We start from the raw sequence: 14,549 nt of genomic DNA on the forward strand, positions 1-14,549 counted from the left end.
ATCGCGAGCAGGCCCGCTCCCACATTTTTGATCAGCGTCGGCCCCTTCAGTCGACTAATCCCCATTCACCCGGCGGTGTATGGGGGCCGGGCGTGGCCTCGGCATGCATTTTTAGCCGCAGTCGCAGGTTGTTCACCGAATCCGCATGTTTCAACGCCTGCGCCTCATCGATCGCGCCCTCGGCAAACAGCTCGAACAGCGCACCATCAAACGTCTGCATCCCCGCCTCTGATGACTTCTCCATAATCCCCTTCAGTTCGCCAAGCTCATTGCGCCGGATCAGGTCGCCGATGGTCGGCGTGCCCACCATCACTTCCACCGCCGCCCGGCGCTGCCCATCGCGGGTGCGCACCAACCGCTGGGAAACGAATGCCTTGAGGTTATTGCCCAAGTCATGCAGCAGTTGCGCCCGGCGTTCCTCGGGGAAGAAGTTGATGATCCGATCCAGCGCCTGACTGGCGTTGTGCGCATGCAAGGTGGAAATCACCAGATGACCGGTATCGGCAAACGCCAGCGCGTGTTCCATGGTTTCGCGGTCGCGAATCTCGCCAATCAGCACCACGTCCGGTGCCTGGCGCAGGGTATTTTTCAACGCGGCATGAAAACTGCGGGTATCGACGCCGACTTCGCGCTGGTTGACGATCGACTTCTTGTGCCGATGGATAAATTCGACTGGGTCTTCGATGGTGATGATATGGCCGCTGCTGTGGCGGTTGCGGTAATCGATCAACGCCGCCAGCGAGGTCGACTTGCCCGAGCCGGTCGAGCCGACGAACAGTATCAGGCCTTGTTTGAGCATCACGGTTTCGAGCAGCACCGGTGGCAGCTTGAGGTCTTCGAAGCGTGGGATGTCGAGTTTGATGTTGCGCGCCACGATGGACACATCGTTGCGTTGCTTGAAAATATTGAGCCGAAAGCGCCCGACCCCGGCCAGAGAAAGCGCCAGGTTCATTTCCAGTTCCCGATCGAACTCCAGACGCTGTTCGGCATCCATGATGGATGCAGCGATGGCCGCGATTTCTCCCGGTTTGAAGGGTTGATCGGTCAGGGATTTGAGCACACCGTCAAACTTCGCACTGGGTGGCGCGCCCGTGGACAGGTAAAGATCGGAGCCATTGCGGCTGGCCAGAATCTGCAACATCGCATCGATTTCCATGGCAAAAAGCACCCGCGAAGCATTCAATGAAAAAAAATGACCCAAAACGGATCATCCAGCGTCTACTGCCTTGCAAGGATAGTAGACGCCGCCACACCGACTGACGCGCAGGACATGTTGATGAACGCACCACCGACCGCCAGCGATGCCCAGGCCCTGATTGCCCGAGTGGACTGGACAAACAACCCGCTGGGCGCCGCCGATAACTGGCCGCAGAGCCTGCGCACCGCCGTGGACATTGTCATCCACTCGCCGATGCCAATGCTTTTACTGTGGGGCCCACAGCTCACCCAGATCTACAACGACGGCTTCGCCTTCCTCGCCGGCAGCAAGCACCCACACGCTTTCGGACAACCGACGCACCTGATCTGGCCAGAACTGAAAGACTTTACCGACCCCATTTACAGCGCCGTCCTACAAGGCCAGGTGCGGAGCTACAGCGAACAGCGCTTTACCTTGCAGCGTGACGGTCGGGATTCCGACTTCTGGCTGGATTTGACCTACAGCCCCATTCGCAATGAAAGCGCCGAAGTCGCCGGGATTCTGGTCACGGCCATCGAAACCAACGAACGCCGCCGCATCGCCCTGGAACTCGAACAACGCTCCGCCGCCAGCCTCAAGGCCCAGCACGAAACCGAACAGCGTCTGCAACTGGCACTGGCCGCCACCGATGCCGTCGGCACCTGGGATTGGGACATCGGCGAAGACCGTTTCATCGCCGATGCCCACTTCGCCCAATTGCATGGCGTCGACGCAAGCCTGGCCAGCCAGTTGCCCATCAGCGAATACCTCCACGGCGTGCACCCCGAAGACCGCGCCATGATTGCTCGCAGCATCAAGCACTGCATCACCCATGGCAGCGAGTACGCCGAGGAATATCGCTTGCTGCAACCCGACGGCCAATTACGCTGGGTGTTTGCCCGGGGCCGTTGCTACAAGGGTCACCATGGCCGGCCGATCCGTTTTCTTGGCGCCGCACTGGACCTGACCGAACGCAAGCACACCGAACAAGCCCTGCGCCAGAGCCAGACCGAGCTGCAACTGATCATCAACGCCATGCCGATCCTGATCAGCTACGTCGACAGCGAGGAGCGTTTTCGCCTCAACAATGCCGCTTACCTGGAATGGTACGGCCTGACGCCCCAGGAGCTTTACGGCCGCACCATCCGTGAAGTGCTGGGCGACGAAGCCTATGCCCTGCGCGCCGAATACATTGCCGAGGCGCTGAAAGGCAAGGCCTGCTGTTTCAGCATCAGCGCCGCGCACCGCGATGGCAGCACCCGCCAGGCCCTGATGAACTACCTGCCACGCCATGGCGCGGACGGCGCGGTGAATGGTTTCTACATCTTCGTGATCGACGAGACCGAGCGCAAACAGACCGAAGAAGCCCTGCGCAACCTCAACGAAACCCTTGAAGAACGTGTGAGTGCTCGCACTCAACAACTGGCCGAGGCCAACCAGCGGCTGCAGAACGAGATGTTCGAGCGTGAGCGCGCCGAAGACGCGTTGCGGCATGCGCAGAAAATGGAAGCGGTCGGACAGCTCACCGGCGGTATCGCCCATGACTTCAACAACATGCTCACCGGGATCATCGGCAGTCTCGACTTGATGCAACGCTACATCGCCAATGGTCGTGCCGGCGAGATCGGTCGTTTTACCGATGCGGCCGTGTCCTCGGCCCACCGCGCCGCTGCCCTGACCCATCGGCTGCTGGCGTTCTCCCGGCGTCAGTCGCTGGATCGCAAGCCGCTGAATGCCAACCAGCTCGTGCATTCTCTGGAAGATTTACTCAGCCGGACCAAGGGCGATCACATCGAGCTCAAACTGAAGCTGGCCGACGAGGTCTGGCCAGTCAGCACGGACGTCAGCCAACTGGAGAACGCCCTGCTCAACCTCGTCATCAATGCCCGGGATGCGATGCCCGAGGGCGGCGAGTTGTTGATCGAAACCGCCAATGTTTACCTCGACGGCAGCGACATCACCCCCCTGGAACCGGTCAGGGCCGGGGATTTCCTGATGATTGCCGTCAGCGACAACGGCACCGGCATGACGCCGTCAGTGTTGGCCAAGGCCTTCGACCCGTTCTTCACCACCAAACCCATCGGCCAGGGCACCGGCCTTGGGCTGTCGATGATCTATGGTTTCGCCCAGCAGTCGGGCGGGCACGTCAGCCTGCACAGCCTGCCGGGCCAGGGCACCAGCGTTCGCCTGTATTTGCCACGGTTGCACGTCGCGGTGCCGGAACACACTCAGGTGCCGGTCATCGGCGAAACACCGGCAGCGGTTGCCGGTGAAACCGTGGTGTTGGTCGAAGACGATCCGGCGGTGCGCATGCTGGTGCTCGATCTGCTTAATGAGTTGGGCTATCACGCTCATGAAGCCGAAGACGCGAAAGCTGCCCTGCCCTTGCTGGAGTCCGACCTGCGGGTCGATCTGTTGGTGACCGATGTCGGGCTGCCGGGCATGAACGGTCGACAGCTGGCGGAAATCGCTCGTCAGCACCGCCCGGACCTCAAGGTGCTGTTCATGACCGGTTATGCGGAGAAAGCCGCCGAACGCCAGGGCTTTCTGGAGGAAGGCATGGACATGGTGGCCAAACCCTTTTCCATTGACTTTTTGGCCAGCAAGATTCGCACGATGATCGGCCAAGCGAACTGAGTTAGGGCATAATCGCGCGCCCCACGCTGGCACCAACATAGCCACCACCGTTGCAAGGTACTGCCAATGAAAGCCCAAGCCCGCCATATTCTGGTGAAAACCTCGGAAGAAGCCGAGCAGCTCAAACAACGCATCGCCAAGGGCGAAGCCTTCGATGTGCTGGCCAAGAAATACTCCACGTGCCCGTCCGGCAAACGCGGCGGCGACCTGGGCGAAGTACGGCCCGGGCAGATGGTCGGTGCGATCGATGCGGTGATCTTCAAAAAACCGCTGCGGATGGTGCATGGGCCGATCAAGAGCAAGTTTGGCTATCACCTGGTGCAGGTGTTTTACCGGGATTGATCGGTTGGCTTCAGGGCCCTGTGGCGAGGGGGCTTGCCCCCGTTGGGCCGCGTAGCGGCCCCAAAACCTGTGACCTTGATCTACCTGACACACCGAGTGCGCAGGATTTACGACTGCTTCGCAGCCGAACGGGGGCAAGCCCCCTCGCCACAAGGATTACAACAACCAGAAGGATTGCATTTCAATCTTTGGGAATGAGGGCCCCCGGCACCTGAATCACCCGACTCGCCAACCGATGCCCCGCCTCGGCAGCCTCGACCGGGCTACCGCCCTTGAGCCGACAAGCCAAATACGCCGCGCTGAACGAATCCCCCGCCGCCGTGGTGTCCACCACCCGTTCGACCACCTGCGCCGGCACTTCGAACGACTCACCGTCACAGCGAATCAGACACGCCTCGGCGCCGCGCTTGAGCACCACTTCGGGCGTGTCCATTTGCTCGTAAGCGGCAAACACCGCCGCGCAATCGGAAAAGTCGAACAACGCTTGCTCGTCGTCAACCGTCAGCAACGCCAGGTCGATATAGGGCAGAACACTGCGATAAGCCGCCCGTGCGTCCTCGACCGAAGCCCACAGGCGTGATCGATAATTGTTGTCGAACACGATCCGCGCATCCCGCTGCCGGGCTTCGATCAGGGTTTCCAGGAGTTTTTCCCGCCCTTGCACACCGAGCACCGCGAGGGTGATGCCGCTGAAATACAACACGTCGTAATCCGGCAGCGCTGCCAGAGTCGGCGCGGCCGCCGGGGTGGTGAAGCAATCGCGCACTGCCGCTTCGTTGCGCCAGTAGAGAAAACGCCGCTCGCCAGCCGCGTCGGTCTGGATGCAATACAGGCCAGGCAAGCGACCGGGCAAACGCTGGACCATGCCCAGCCCAATGTGTTCGCTGGCCCAACTCTGGCACATCGCATCGCTGAAACTGTCATCGCCCAAGGCAGTGACGTAATCCACCGTGCCGCCATCGCCCAGCTCTCGGGCCAGATAGACCGCGGTGTTGAGGGTATCGCCGCCGAAGCTTTGTTGCAGAGTGCCGTCGGCGCGCTGTTGCAATTCGATCATGCACTCGCCGATCAGGGCGATGCGCGGGGTGTTGGGGCCGAGGGGGCTGATGCTGCTCATTGTTTTTGTAGTCTCTGGTGTTTCTGAGTTGTCTGGTATGGCCCCATCGCGAGCAGGCTCGCTCCCACAGGGAAAACGCACTCCATTGTGGGAGCGAGCCTGCTCGCGATGGCCGCACCTCGGTCTGGCACCTTAAAAACAGGTTTCCATGGTTTCAATCACCTGCAACTGCTCATCCACCAGACACCCAATGCGCCACTTGTCGAACGTCAGGCACGGGTGCGAAGTGCCGAACGAGATGATATCGCCCACCTGCAACTCAACCCCCGGCGCCACGGTCATGAACGCATGCTGGTCCATTACCGCCGTTACCTTGCAGGCACTCACATCATCGCCGATCGCCGGCACCACGCCGGCCTTGTAGCGCAGCAACGGCACCGGTAAACCAGCGTCGTAGGCCACATCGCGTTTGCCCAGGGCGATCACCGCAAAACCCGGCTCCGGCAACGACTGCACATGAGCCCAGACTTCCAGCGCCGGGCGCAAACCTTCGTGCAGGTCGCTGCGACGGTCGAGCACGCAACATTGCGCTTCTTTGTAGATGCCATGGTCGTGGGCCACGTAACTGCCGGGGCGCAGCACACTGAGAAAACGCCCGCTGGCATTCTGCGCTTCGAAAGACTCGGCGATCAGGTCGTACCAGGCCGAACCCGATGCCGTGATGATCGGCTTGGCAATGGCGAACGCACCGCTGTCCTGCAACTGCACAGCCAGACGCACCAGGGAGGCGGCAAACTCGCGGATGCCGCTCACGGCGTGATCGCCGTGAATCACCCCTTCGTAACCCTCGATGCCGGTCAGCGCCAACGCCGGTTGAGCGGCGATAACCTTGGCCAGCGCCAGCACTTCGGCTTCGGTGCGACAACCGCAACGACCGCCGACTACGCCGTACTCGATCATCACGTTCAGGCGCACACCGCGGGAGGCGAAATACGCGCCGAGGTCCGCGACGTTATCCGGGTGATCGACCATGCAATAGAAATCGAAGCTCGGGTCTGCCAACAGATCGGCGATCAGCGCCATGTTCGGCGTGCCGACCAATTGGTTGGCCATCAGCACCCGGCGCACACCATGGGCGTATGCCGCGCGGGTCTGCGTGGCACTGGCCAGGGTGATGCCCCAGGCACCGGCGTCCAGTTGGCGACGAAACAGCGCCGGGGTCATGCTGGTTTTGCCGTGGGGCGCCAGTTCCGCGCCGCTGTTGCTGACAAAGTCCTGCATCCAGCGAATGTTGTGTTCCACCGCGGCGCGGTGCAGCACCAGCGCCGGCAGGCTGACGTCACGCACCAGGTTGGCGCCGGTTTGGGCGGTGCCCTTTTCCACGGCGGCGGTATTGATGGCAGTAGACATGGTCGATCTCCTCACACACGCGGCCGCAGGCAGCCGCTGTTATTCGTTGATACGCCGGGCGAGGCTGTTGGCGCTGTCGGTAGGAGCTGTCGCAGGCCTCCCGGCATCGAATCCACCTGTAATTTCTGATAGTAGACCCACCTGCTCGCCTCCTTTAACGTCAACAGGCCTTCGATTGTCTTTGAAAAGGAGATTTCAATGAGTGCGATGAACACCCACCCGACCATGGCTGCGGTCTACCGCAAGGCGCTTAAAACCTGGCGCCCGGTGATCCTGTATTTCGGCAACAAAAACTGTTACGCCTGCGAAATGGCCGAGCCGGTTTTCCGCACAATCGCCGAGCAGTATAAGGATCATGCGCAGATCTATGTGCTGAGTACGAGCGAATCGCCTCGGCATCCGCAAGTCACCGGCACCCCCACCGTGCTGTTCTACAAGGAAGGGAAACTGCTGAAGAAGCTCAAGGGCATTGGCACCCGCCAAACCCTCGAACAAGACTTCATCACGCACATCGGCAAGCTCAGGCCCAAACAGGTTGCCCGCAAACCTCGCCACGACTTGCCGTGGTTGCAGAAAACCCTGAGCACTTCATGCACCGTGCCTCGGGCACGGAGGCTGTTGAATGTACGTTTGATGAGTGATGTTTAACTCGCGTTACAGATCGCATCGCGAGCAGGCCTTGCCCTACGGGAGTGCAAGTCGCCTGAATGTTGAAGACGTCATCCAGAGGGATATGCAACTGACAGAAAAAACGCCGGACCGGATCGGAGTTGGCGTTCCCCTAAAGACAATCATCCTGAGTTCAGACCTGGATGACTATAAGGAAAATGGCAGGGGCGGCTGGATTCGAACCAACGCATGGCAGGATCAAAACCTGCTGCCTTACCGCTTGGCGACGCCCCTGTATCTGTTGCGACAAGTGCTCAGCATTCTCTTCCTGATTTTGCAGCTTGCGAGCAAGACGAGATACTGCCTCCTTTTACTACAAGCCCTGTAAGGGGCTCTGAAGACTGCACAAAAACCTATCAACTTTCGTTTCGCTTTGGAAGCCCTAATAAACAAATTCATTTGAAAACCGCGACTTACTATTGATCGAGGTTACGCGGTCGGGATCAACGAGAACGCAATCTGCTCCCCAAGTATTTTATTCTATACCAATCGTGTACTGGGGCTATTCTCTTGCCATATGCGATTTCGTCGCCGAGGATAATCCATGTCCATAATTGACATAAGCGGAAAGAGCAAGAAGATCATCGGCATGATCCATCTTCAGCCGCTTCCAGGAACGCCTTTTTTTGAGAGCGGTAGCATGGAGCAGATCCTCGATACTGCAGTCTCTTCGGCCATGGCGCTGCAGGTCGGAGGTGCAGACGGTTGTTTGATCCAAACCGTTGATCGCACCTACAACGTCAAAGACGAGTCGGACCCGGCCAGAACTGTCGCTATGAGCATGATCGTCGAGGCGGTGGCGCGGGCCACGAATGATAGTTTCAAAGTCGGATGCCAGTTGATGCGTAACGCAGCTAAAGCCTCACTGGCTGTCGCCAAGGTCGCCAAAGGCGACTTCATTCGAGTAGGAGCTATGGTCGGCTCGACTCAGACTTCCAGCGGGCTCGTCGAAGCCAATCCCCACGAGCTCGCAGAGTACCGACGCAAGATTGATGCTTGGGACATTGGCATCATCGCCGACATTCATTCGATGCAATTCAAGTGGTTCGGAGAGTCAAAACCTGTTTCGGAAGTGGCACATGCCGCAAGACTTGCCGGGGCTGACGCAGTAGCACTTGGTAGCCGCGATGAGGAGATCACGATTGGCTTGATCGAGTCCGTGCGCATTGCTGAGCCGGGGTTACCGATCTTCCTGGCCGGATTCACGAACCTGGCCAACGCGGAAAGACTCTTGTCCCGGGCCGATGGTGTTTTTGTCGGCACTTGTCTTGAGCGAAACAGCTGGGGGGGCATAATCGATGTCGACAAAGTTAGAGCCTATGTAGAAATAGTTCGTTCTCTGACTGCGTAACTTACATGATCGCTGACGGATTGTTACCTATGTCGAATGCGCAAACGGAAGATTGGCAAGCACATTGTTTCCAAAATCGTCATGTCAACTCGGCCCCAGAATGCCATCTCACGGTATTGAACGCGTTGGCCTCTCAGGTAGCACGCTATCCCGACGCGCCAGTGTTTACCGAGGTTGAACCATCGGGACGGCAGCATACCCTCACATTTCGTCAGCTCGATAACCTAAGCCTGGCCGGTGCCGCATGGCTGCATGAATCAGCGGGGGTTCGCTGCCAACAAGTACTGGGACTAGTCCCGCTGAACGATCTGCGAAGTATCGTGGCGATCTTCGCTGCACTGCGTCTTGGCGCCAAAGTTGCCTTTCTCGATCCCTATGCGCCGCCTGGTAGACATCTGGCTATTTTGGACCAGCTCGGCATAACGACTGTTATTCGAAGTGAACCAGATGACCACGGAGTCAGATCCCGTCTGTTCCCACAACTTTCTGCACTTCCCATACACCGCAAGGTGCCACACTGGGTACATCTCGATGCAGAAGCTCTTTACTTCCCGACCTCCGGGTCAACAGCTGCGTCGAAGATCGTGGCCCAGACGCACCGCGCAATCACCTCTAATGCGCTCGCCATGAGACAGCATCACGGACTACGTCATGGTGATCGGTTTCTCGGCTGCCTTCCCATTCACCATGTTAACGGACTTCACTTTACGGTCTTGGCGACTGTGTTCTGTGGATCACATGCCATATTGCTCCGTGGATTTGACCCGTTCCAGTACCCAAAACTGCTGTCTGATTTCTCTCCGAAGGTGGCCAGTGTGGTTCCAAGTATTCTCCAGGCTTTACTGGACACTTGGCGCGACACTAATGTGCCCAATGGTTTTCAGTACTTCGTCTCGGCCGCAGCTCCGCTGACTCGCAAGACTGTAGAGTCCGTGTGGAATCGCTGGGGCCTGCAAGTGCTTCAGGGGTACGGTCTGACGGAGACGATCAATTTCTCGACTACCCTGCCGACGGGACTGAACCGCGCTTCGTATGCCCGACAGATGCTTGATCCTGACATACCGAGCATCGGGGTTCAACTGGCAGGAAACGAGGTTGCCATTCTCAGGCCTGACGGCACCCTGGCCGATCCGGGCGAGAACGGCGAGATCTGTGTCAGGGGGCACAATGTGATGGCGCGTTATGTCGGCAATTGTGAGGAAACCGCGCGTGCCTTTCGACACGGTTGGTTTCATAGCGGTGACATTGGTCACACTCGCGATGATGAAACAGGCCTTAGTTTCGTGGTGATCACGGGACGTGAAAAGAATATTGCCAAGATTCGGGGAGAATCCGTCTCTTTGGATGAGATGGAACGGATTCTGCTGACAATCCCCGGCGTGAGGGATGCCGCATGCTCAGCGCTACCAGACCGACTTCTCGGTGAAAGCATAGTTGTGGCGTTGGACGCCGACGCATCCGTTCGAGATACAGAGGTTCTTGCCCAGCTTCGCTGTCACTTCTCCGAGGCCCTGCTGCCAAGAAGGATACTGCGAGTCGAGAAGATTCCAAGAACACAGACCGGCAAGCTGCTTAGACCCCAACTCAACGAGCAGCTCTGTACGGCGTTGATATCGAATTAAAAATGCAGGCACTCAGTAGCATTCTGCCTAATGATGCTAGGCAGGTCCGAGCTCATGTTTGGCCGGGATGATGGTCTATTCTGAGTACTTATCCTGTGTGTACTTCAATACCACCAAAATGAGCGAGTTCTTCTGTCCTATGAGGCCTGATGTCATGTTGCGACAAGTTCAGCATCTTGCTTGCGATCTGAGCGAGAACCTGGATTTATACGACCACCAAGCCAGACTCGCAATATCCGCACCTAACCGCCAAGGTGTGAGTACGGTGTATTTAGTAGGATGCGGTGATTCGCTTCATGCAGGATACGCCGCGCGAATGGCCTTTCATACGATCGCCGGCGTTAAGTGTATTCCTGTTAGCGCGCAGGAGTTTGTCGGATACAGCGCGTTACAACTACACAGGGCTGCGGCAGAGCGAGTCATTGTGATTTGCACTTCAGCATCGGGAATCACACAGCGGGTGGTGGAGGCCATCGAGCATGCAAAAGCGCATGACATGCTGACCGTGGCGATCACAGGCAATCCCGACAGTCCGGCAGCGATGGGTGCAGATGCAAGTTTGATCGTCGCCTTGCGGCACACATGGCCCTCGCCGGGTGTTCGTACGTTCCAGGCCAGTCTCATGGGCATGTTGCTGCTAGCCATCTCTCTGGGCGAAATGAATGTCAACCTGACGGGTTCGGATGCAGCAGCATGGCGCAATAGGCTGGCACGTATGGCCCCTGTTCTGGAAACTGTCAGACAAAGCTTTCTGGAACCCTGTGCGGAACTCTCCAAGGCGATCTCGGTAAGCCCTACACTCTACTTCTTGGGAAGTGGACCCAGCCTCGGTACTGCGCTATTCAGCGCAGCCAAGATGGTGGAGGTCTGTGGAGTGTTTTCAGTCGCTCAGGACATAGAAGAATGGTGGCACGTTGAGCGCTTTGCCTATCCAGTCGAAACGCCAATATGCATCATAGCTCCTCCAGGCGCATCCCAATCTCGCGCGCTTAGACTTGCAGAACAAGCCAGTCAATCAGGACGACACGTCATTCTCGTCACAGCAAAGGGGGCGATACCCGAAAGCTTGAATACGCTCCCGTGCTTTTTTGTACCCGATGACGTTTGCGAAGAGTTTTCGCCTCTTGTGTACTCGGTCTTTGGAAGTTTGTTGTCTCACTTCACAGCTGCTCGCTTGGGCCGTGGACCGTTTCAGACTTTGGAATAAAGAATGAATAGATGCGGGGGAGCGCACTGCACTTCACATGAATTCAAAGCGGATCACTGGCAAAGCGGTTACAGGAAGGCGGGAGCGAAATATTTTTTTGATATATCCGGATCTTGCTGCTAGCGTCAACCGTGATGAAAATCACGCAGTCCTTGAAGAGTTGTGACATATAGGATGGATGCCAATATGGACCTCAAAAGAATGGAAATCGACTCGACTTATTTCAAATCCTGGCGGACTTACCACGGGCTTCTGTGCGAGGCGCAAGAACGCAACGTCGTCACTAACGAGCCGATGAATACCCGGTTATTTGGTTTCGAGACCATCAGTGATCCGACGGCTGAAGTTGGGATGGTTCCTGTTGGGGGGGCCACATACGGTTTCATCATGGAGGGTACCGTCGAGCTCCGTTTACCTGGACAGACTGCACTCTATGGTTCACTCACAGAGGGTCAATGGTTCTCCTTGCCTGATGGTGTATCGTTACGGCTGGGCCCGTGTTCGCGGGTGATGGTTGCGCAGAGCGTGGGGTTCCGAGGTTTGGCTGCGCTAGGTGGGCCGATCGAAACCGTGGGGCGACTACGGTACATTGACCGCTGTTCGGACACATTATTAATGTGCCCACCGCTTCTGGGAGACCCCTGCCTAAATCATCTTCACTTTCCCACCGATATCTCACAAACCGAACACACGCATCCGTCAGGACGCTTTGGTGCCATGGCTCGCGGGAAAGGACTTTGCGAAACCCCTTTGGGTCAGTCGGAGCTTTTGGCGGGGAGTATCTTCTACATTCCGAATGGCGCCAGACACAGGTTCTGCACTGAAGAGAATTTCATGGATGTCATTGCGTTTCACCCAGACAGTGACTGGGGTCCAACTGATCGCGACCACCCAATGATAAATCGCACCTGGGTTAACGGCACCAAGATGGACAATTCAACTTCAGAGCATCAGAGTGCCTCAGTCATTCCGAGACAGATCACCTCTCTGGAAGATGACTAGATGCTGGCAATCTACCGAATCTGTAGCGCGTCACACGCTGGTATATTTCATTAGGCCTGAGCACTGCCGAAGGAAACTCTGGCCGGTTGGGGGCATCGGGAAAGTCCGTTGCCTGAATGGCAATGCCTCCTCGGCGCAGGGGCAAATTTTCTCCGGTATGCAAGGCAAGTACGGGGTGATCGGTATCAACTTCTAATACTCGCCCGCTGATCGGATCCTCGATCCGCATGCACCAACTTCTATCTTTGAGCACAAAGCAGTTATCCAGTGAATGCGATCCTACATTGCGCATCATTCGGAAATCAAGATCGGTCTCAGCAACGGCTGCAAGTCGCCCGGTAGGAATGTGATCAGGACCGGACTCGACATGTACGGCAGAATTGACCTGCAGCCGATGCTGGTCAATAGATCCCTCTCCACTCAAGTTCCAATACGCATGGTTAGACAATGCAACTATCGTCGGCGCATCCGTGACCGCAAAATGCACGATCATGAGTTCACCATCAGGGCTAAGTCGATACTCGACGGCTGCTTCAACCTGACCCGGATAGCCATCTTCACCGTTTACACTTGTGTGGGTTAGCCGCAGGATTGATTCATCGCCTTCGTCGTCCATTTGGGCGCTCCAAACCCGAGTGCTGAATCCGTGATGACCGCCATGAAAATGATGCGGCCCGACGTTACGGGAAAGGTTGTGTACTTTGCCATCGATAGAAAACGTCCCGTTAGAAACGCAGCGTGCGAAACGCCCTGTAGTAGCGCCAAGGTATGATGGATTGGCGCTTCGACTCTCGTAATTGACGAGTTTTGGCAAACGCATGACGACGTTCGTCCATCGACCTTCGTCATTCAATAGATTGACTTCCACAAGCGCCGCACCGTAGGTCCATACGGTAATGGAAACACCTACTGCACAGGTCATCTTGTAGGCATAAACGGGTTCTTGAAAACCAACTTCCAGGCTGGTCAGGCCTACAAATGAGCGATCAAGAATCATTGATAGCCTCTCATTTGCGCAATACGTATGGCGGCGGCCTGCCGTGCTCCAGTGCTTCGAGCAGAGCATCCTCGTGGCGATAGTCGACCGCAGGAAGTGCCGCCGACAGCAAGCTTTGAACAGTCATCCAAAGTGCGTCATTCATCGTCACGGTCTCGACGTAACCAAGCTCATTCCGAATACGAGAACTATCCATCCTAAGATGTTGAGCGAAGTTGCTTCGCACGGGAAGCTCACTGATGCAAGGACGAGCCCTCCAATCCAGGTCATTGGGGATGATGCGCACAGTACCTGACCAGTTGACCTCTCGACCCAATGCTTGAATCCAGTCGGCCTCAGTTAAATCGTCAGGCTCGGCTACGTTGTAAATCAATCCGGGGCTTTCATGCATCACAACCCTGGCTATCGCTTGAGCGACATTGGTGACGAACGCGCGCGAGTTTTTCCAAGTGGCGCCGGCCTGATGAAGGACTATCGAATCGCGGCGATCCATCATGCGTCGAAGGTATAGCGACAGCCGTGAGTCCGAATCCCCCGGACCGTAAACCATCGGAAGACGAATAATGCTGACAGCAAGCGCTTGCTGCTGAAGGTAAGCTTTCTCCACCAAAATCTTTTCGAACTCGTCAAACCAGCGCTTCGGATCATCGTGCGCGCGTAGATCTGACCCGCGATACGGGTAAAGACGGCTACGCAAGGGAGAGTCTTCTCGAGAAGGTGTGTTATTTACGTCGCCGGATTCAACGCCTGCCAGAATACCGAAACTGCGATACACACTGCCGCTACTGACTACAACCACTCGCCCGGCCACTCCCGAAAAGCAATCGATAACGGTCTTCGAGTCGCCCCCGTTTATCGCGGTCATGTCAAGTACCACATCTGGCCGGATCTTACTCAGCGAATGCCTGTGAACATGAAGATCCTGCCGATGGCATTGAATGTGATTTACTCCAGCGAGGACCCCATTCGTATGCCCTCGATGCAAAACCCACAGTTCTTGCCCTGCAAGTGCACGACAGACTTCACAACCGATGAACCCTGTACCGCCAATAATGAGAATGCGCATGGACTTTGCTCT

Annotated in this window: 12 protein-coding genes and 1 tRNA gene; 7 read left to right on the forward strand and 6 right to left on the reverse strand. The window is 57.0% G+C overall.

Annotated features, from left to right (window positions below; genetic code table 11):
* Positions 1–46: 46 nt before the first annotated feature.
* Positions 47–1,156, reverse strand: a complete 1,110-nt coding sequence (locus tag ACA044_RS17425) for a PilT/PilU family type 4a pilus ATPase (protein WP_497442516.1) — start codon at positions 1,154–1,156, stop codon at positions 47–49.
* A gap of 120 nt (positions 1,157–1,276) precedes the next feature.
* Between ACA044_RS17425 and ACA044_RS17430 the strand changes: the two genes are divergently transcribed.
* A complete protein-coding gene (locus tag ACA044_RS17430; protein WP_497442517.1) occupies positions 1,277–3,814 on the forward strand; it encodes a PAS domain-containing hybrid sensor histidine kinase/response regulator in 2,538 nt (845 codons plus the stop codon).
* 66 nt (positions 3,815–3,880) lie between these two features.
* A complete protein-coding gene (locus ACA044_RS17435; protein WP_497442518.1) occupies positions 3,881–4,156 on the forward strand; it encodes a peptidylprolyl isomerase in 276 nt (91 codons plus the stop codon).
* A gap of 181 nt (positions 4,157–4,337) precedes the next feature.
* On the opposite strand, the gene ACA044_RS17440 is transcribed toward ACA044_RS17435, so the two are convergent.
* Positions 4,338–5,273: a sugar kinase gene (locus tag ACA044_RS17440; RefSeq protein ID WP_497442519.1), complete on the reverse strand. Its 936-nt coding sequence runs from the start codon at positions 5,271–5,273 to the stop codon at positions 4,338–4,340.
* A gap of 132 nt (positions 5,274–5,405) precedes the next feature.
* Positions 5,406–6,623, reverse strand: coding sequence for an amino acid deaminase (locus tag ACA044_RS17445; protein WP_497442520.1), 1,218 nt, complete (start codon positions 6,621–6,623; stop codon positions 5,406–5,408).
* Between the two features lie 198 nt (positions 6,624–6,821).
* Between ACA044_RS17445 and ACA044_RS17450 the strand changes: the two genes are divergently transcribed.
* Entirely contained in the window at positions 6,822–7,271 is a 450-nt protein-coding gene (locus ACA044_RS17450; protein ID WP_497442521.1) for a thioredoxin family protein, read from the forward strand.
* A gap of 180 nt (positions 7,272–7,451) precedes the next feature.
* Here ACA044_RS17450 and ACA044_RS17455 read toward each other — a convergent pair.
* Positions 7,452–7,526 (reverse strand) — tRNA-Gln (locus ACA044_RS17455).
* Between the two features lie 310 nt (positions 7,527–7,836).
* Between ACA044_RS17455 and ACA044_RS17460 the strand changes: the two genes are divergently transcribed.
* The 4 genes from ACA044_RS17460 (at position 7,837) to ACA044_RS17475 (ending at position 12,474) form a co-directional block, all read left to right on the forward strand.
* Complete coding sequence (locus ACA044_RS17460; protein WP_497442522.1) at positions 7,837–8,643, forward strand: BtpA/SgcQ family protein; 807 nt, start codon at positions 7,837–7,839, stop codon at positions 8,641–8,643.
* Positions 8,644–8,672: 29 nt separating this feature from the next.
* Positions 8,673–10,265, forward strand: coding sequence for a class I adenylate-forming enzyme family protein (locus tag ACA044_RS17465; RefSeq protein WP_497442523.1), 1,593 nt, complete (start codon positions 8,673–8,675; stop codon positions 10,263–10,265).
* Between the two features lie 67 nt (positions 10,266–10,332).
* On the forward strand, positions 10,333–11,472 hold the full coding sequence (locus ACA044_RS17470) for an SIS domain-containing protein (protein ID WP_497442524.1): 1,140 nt from the start codon (positions 10,333–10,335) through the stop codon (positions 11,470–11,472).
* A gap of 186 nt (positions 11,473–11,658) precedes the next feature.
* On the forward strand, positions 11,659–12,474 hold the full coding sequence (locus tag ACA044_RS17475; protein WP_497442525.1) for a hypothetical protein: 816 nt from the start codon (positions 11,659–11,661) through the stop codon (positions 12,472–12,474).
* Here the strand turns inward: ACA044_RS17475 and ACA044_RS17480 are convergent.
* Positions 12,452–13,471: an aldose epimerase family protein gene (locus ACA044_RS17480; protein WP_497442526.1), complete on the reverse strand. Its 1,020-nt coding sequence runs from the start codon at positions 13,469–13,471 to the stop codon at positions 12,452–12,454. The two genes, ACA044_RS17475 and ACA044_RS17480, sit on opposite strands and share 23 nt — an antisense overlap.
* Before the next feature lie 10 nt (positions 13,472–13,481).
* The gene (locus ACA044_RS17485) at positions 13,482–14,537 is read right to left on the reverse strand and encodes an NAD-dependent epimerase/dehydratase family protein (protein ID WP_497442527.1); all 1,056 of its coding nucleotides are present in this window, start codon (positions 14,535–14,537) and stop codon (positions 13,482–13,484) included.
* Positions 14,538–14,549: the final 12 nt, after the last annotated feature.

This window comes from Pseudomonas sp. LBUM1673 (assembly GCF_059695645.1).

What these genes read in the sequence shown, in the direction of transcription:
- ACA044_RS17460 (WP_497442522.1), top strand. Translation starts at nt 7,837, where the DNA reads ATGTCCATAATTGACATAAGCGGAAAGAGCAAGAAGATCATCGGCATG.
- ACA044_RS17450 (WP_497442521.1), top strand. Translation starts at nt 6,822, where the DNA reads ATGAGTGCGATGAACACCCACCCGACCATGGCTGCGGTCTACCGCAAG.
- ACA044_RS17470 (WP_497442524.1), top strand. Translation starts at nt 10,333, where the DNA reads ATGATGGTCTATTCTGAGTACTTATCCTGTGTGTACTTCAATACCACC.
- ACA044_RS17445 (WP_497442520.1), bottom strand. Translation starts at nt 6,623, where the DNA reads ATGTCTACTGCCATCAATACCGCCGCCGTGGAAAAGGGCACCGCCCAA.
- ACA044_RS17435 (WP_497442518.1), top strand. Translation starts at nt 3,881, where the DNA reads ATGAAAGCCCAAGCCCGCCATATTCTGGTGAAAACCTCGGAAGAAGCC.
- ACA044_RS17475 (WP_497442525.1), top strand. Translation starts at nt 11,659, where the DNA reads ATGGACCTCAAAAGAATGGAAATCGACTCGACTTATTTCAAATCCTGG.
- ACA044_RS17425 (WP_497442516.1), bottom strand. Translation starts at nt 1,156, where the DNA reads ATGGAAATCGATGCGATGTTGCAGATTCTGGCCAGCCGCAATGGCTCC.
- ACA044_RS17485 (WP_497442527.1), bottom strand. Translation starts at nt 14,537, where the DNA reads ATGCGCATTCTCATTATTGGCGGTACAGGGTTCATCGGTTGTGAAGTC.
- ACA044_RS17480 (WP_497442526.1), bottom strand. Translation starts at nt 13,471, where the DNA reads ATGATTCTTGATCGCTCATTTGTAGGCCTGACCAGCCTGGAAGTTGGT.
- ACA044_RS17430 (WP_497442517.1), top strand. Translation starts at nt 1,277, where the DNA reads ATGAACGCACCACCGACCGCCAGCGATGCCCAGGCCCTGATTGCCCGA.
- ACA044_RS17465 (WP_497442523.1), top strand. Translation starts at nt 8,673, where the DNA reads ATGTCGAATGCGCAAACGGAAGATTGGCAAGCACATTGTTTCCAAAAT.
- ACA044_RS17440 (WP_497442519.1), bottom strand. Translation starts at nt 5,273, where the DNA reads ATGAGCAGCATCAGCCCCCTCGGCCCCAACACCCCGCGCATCGCCCTG.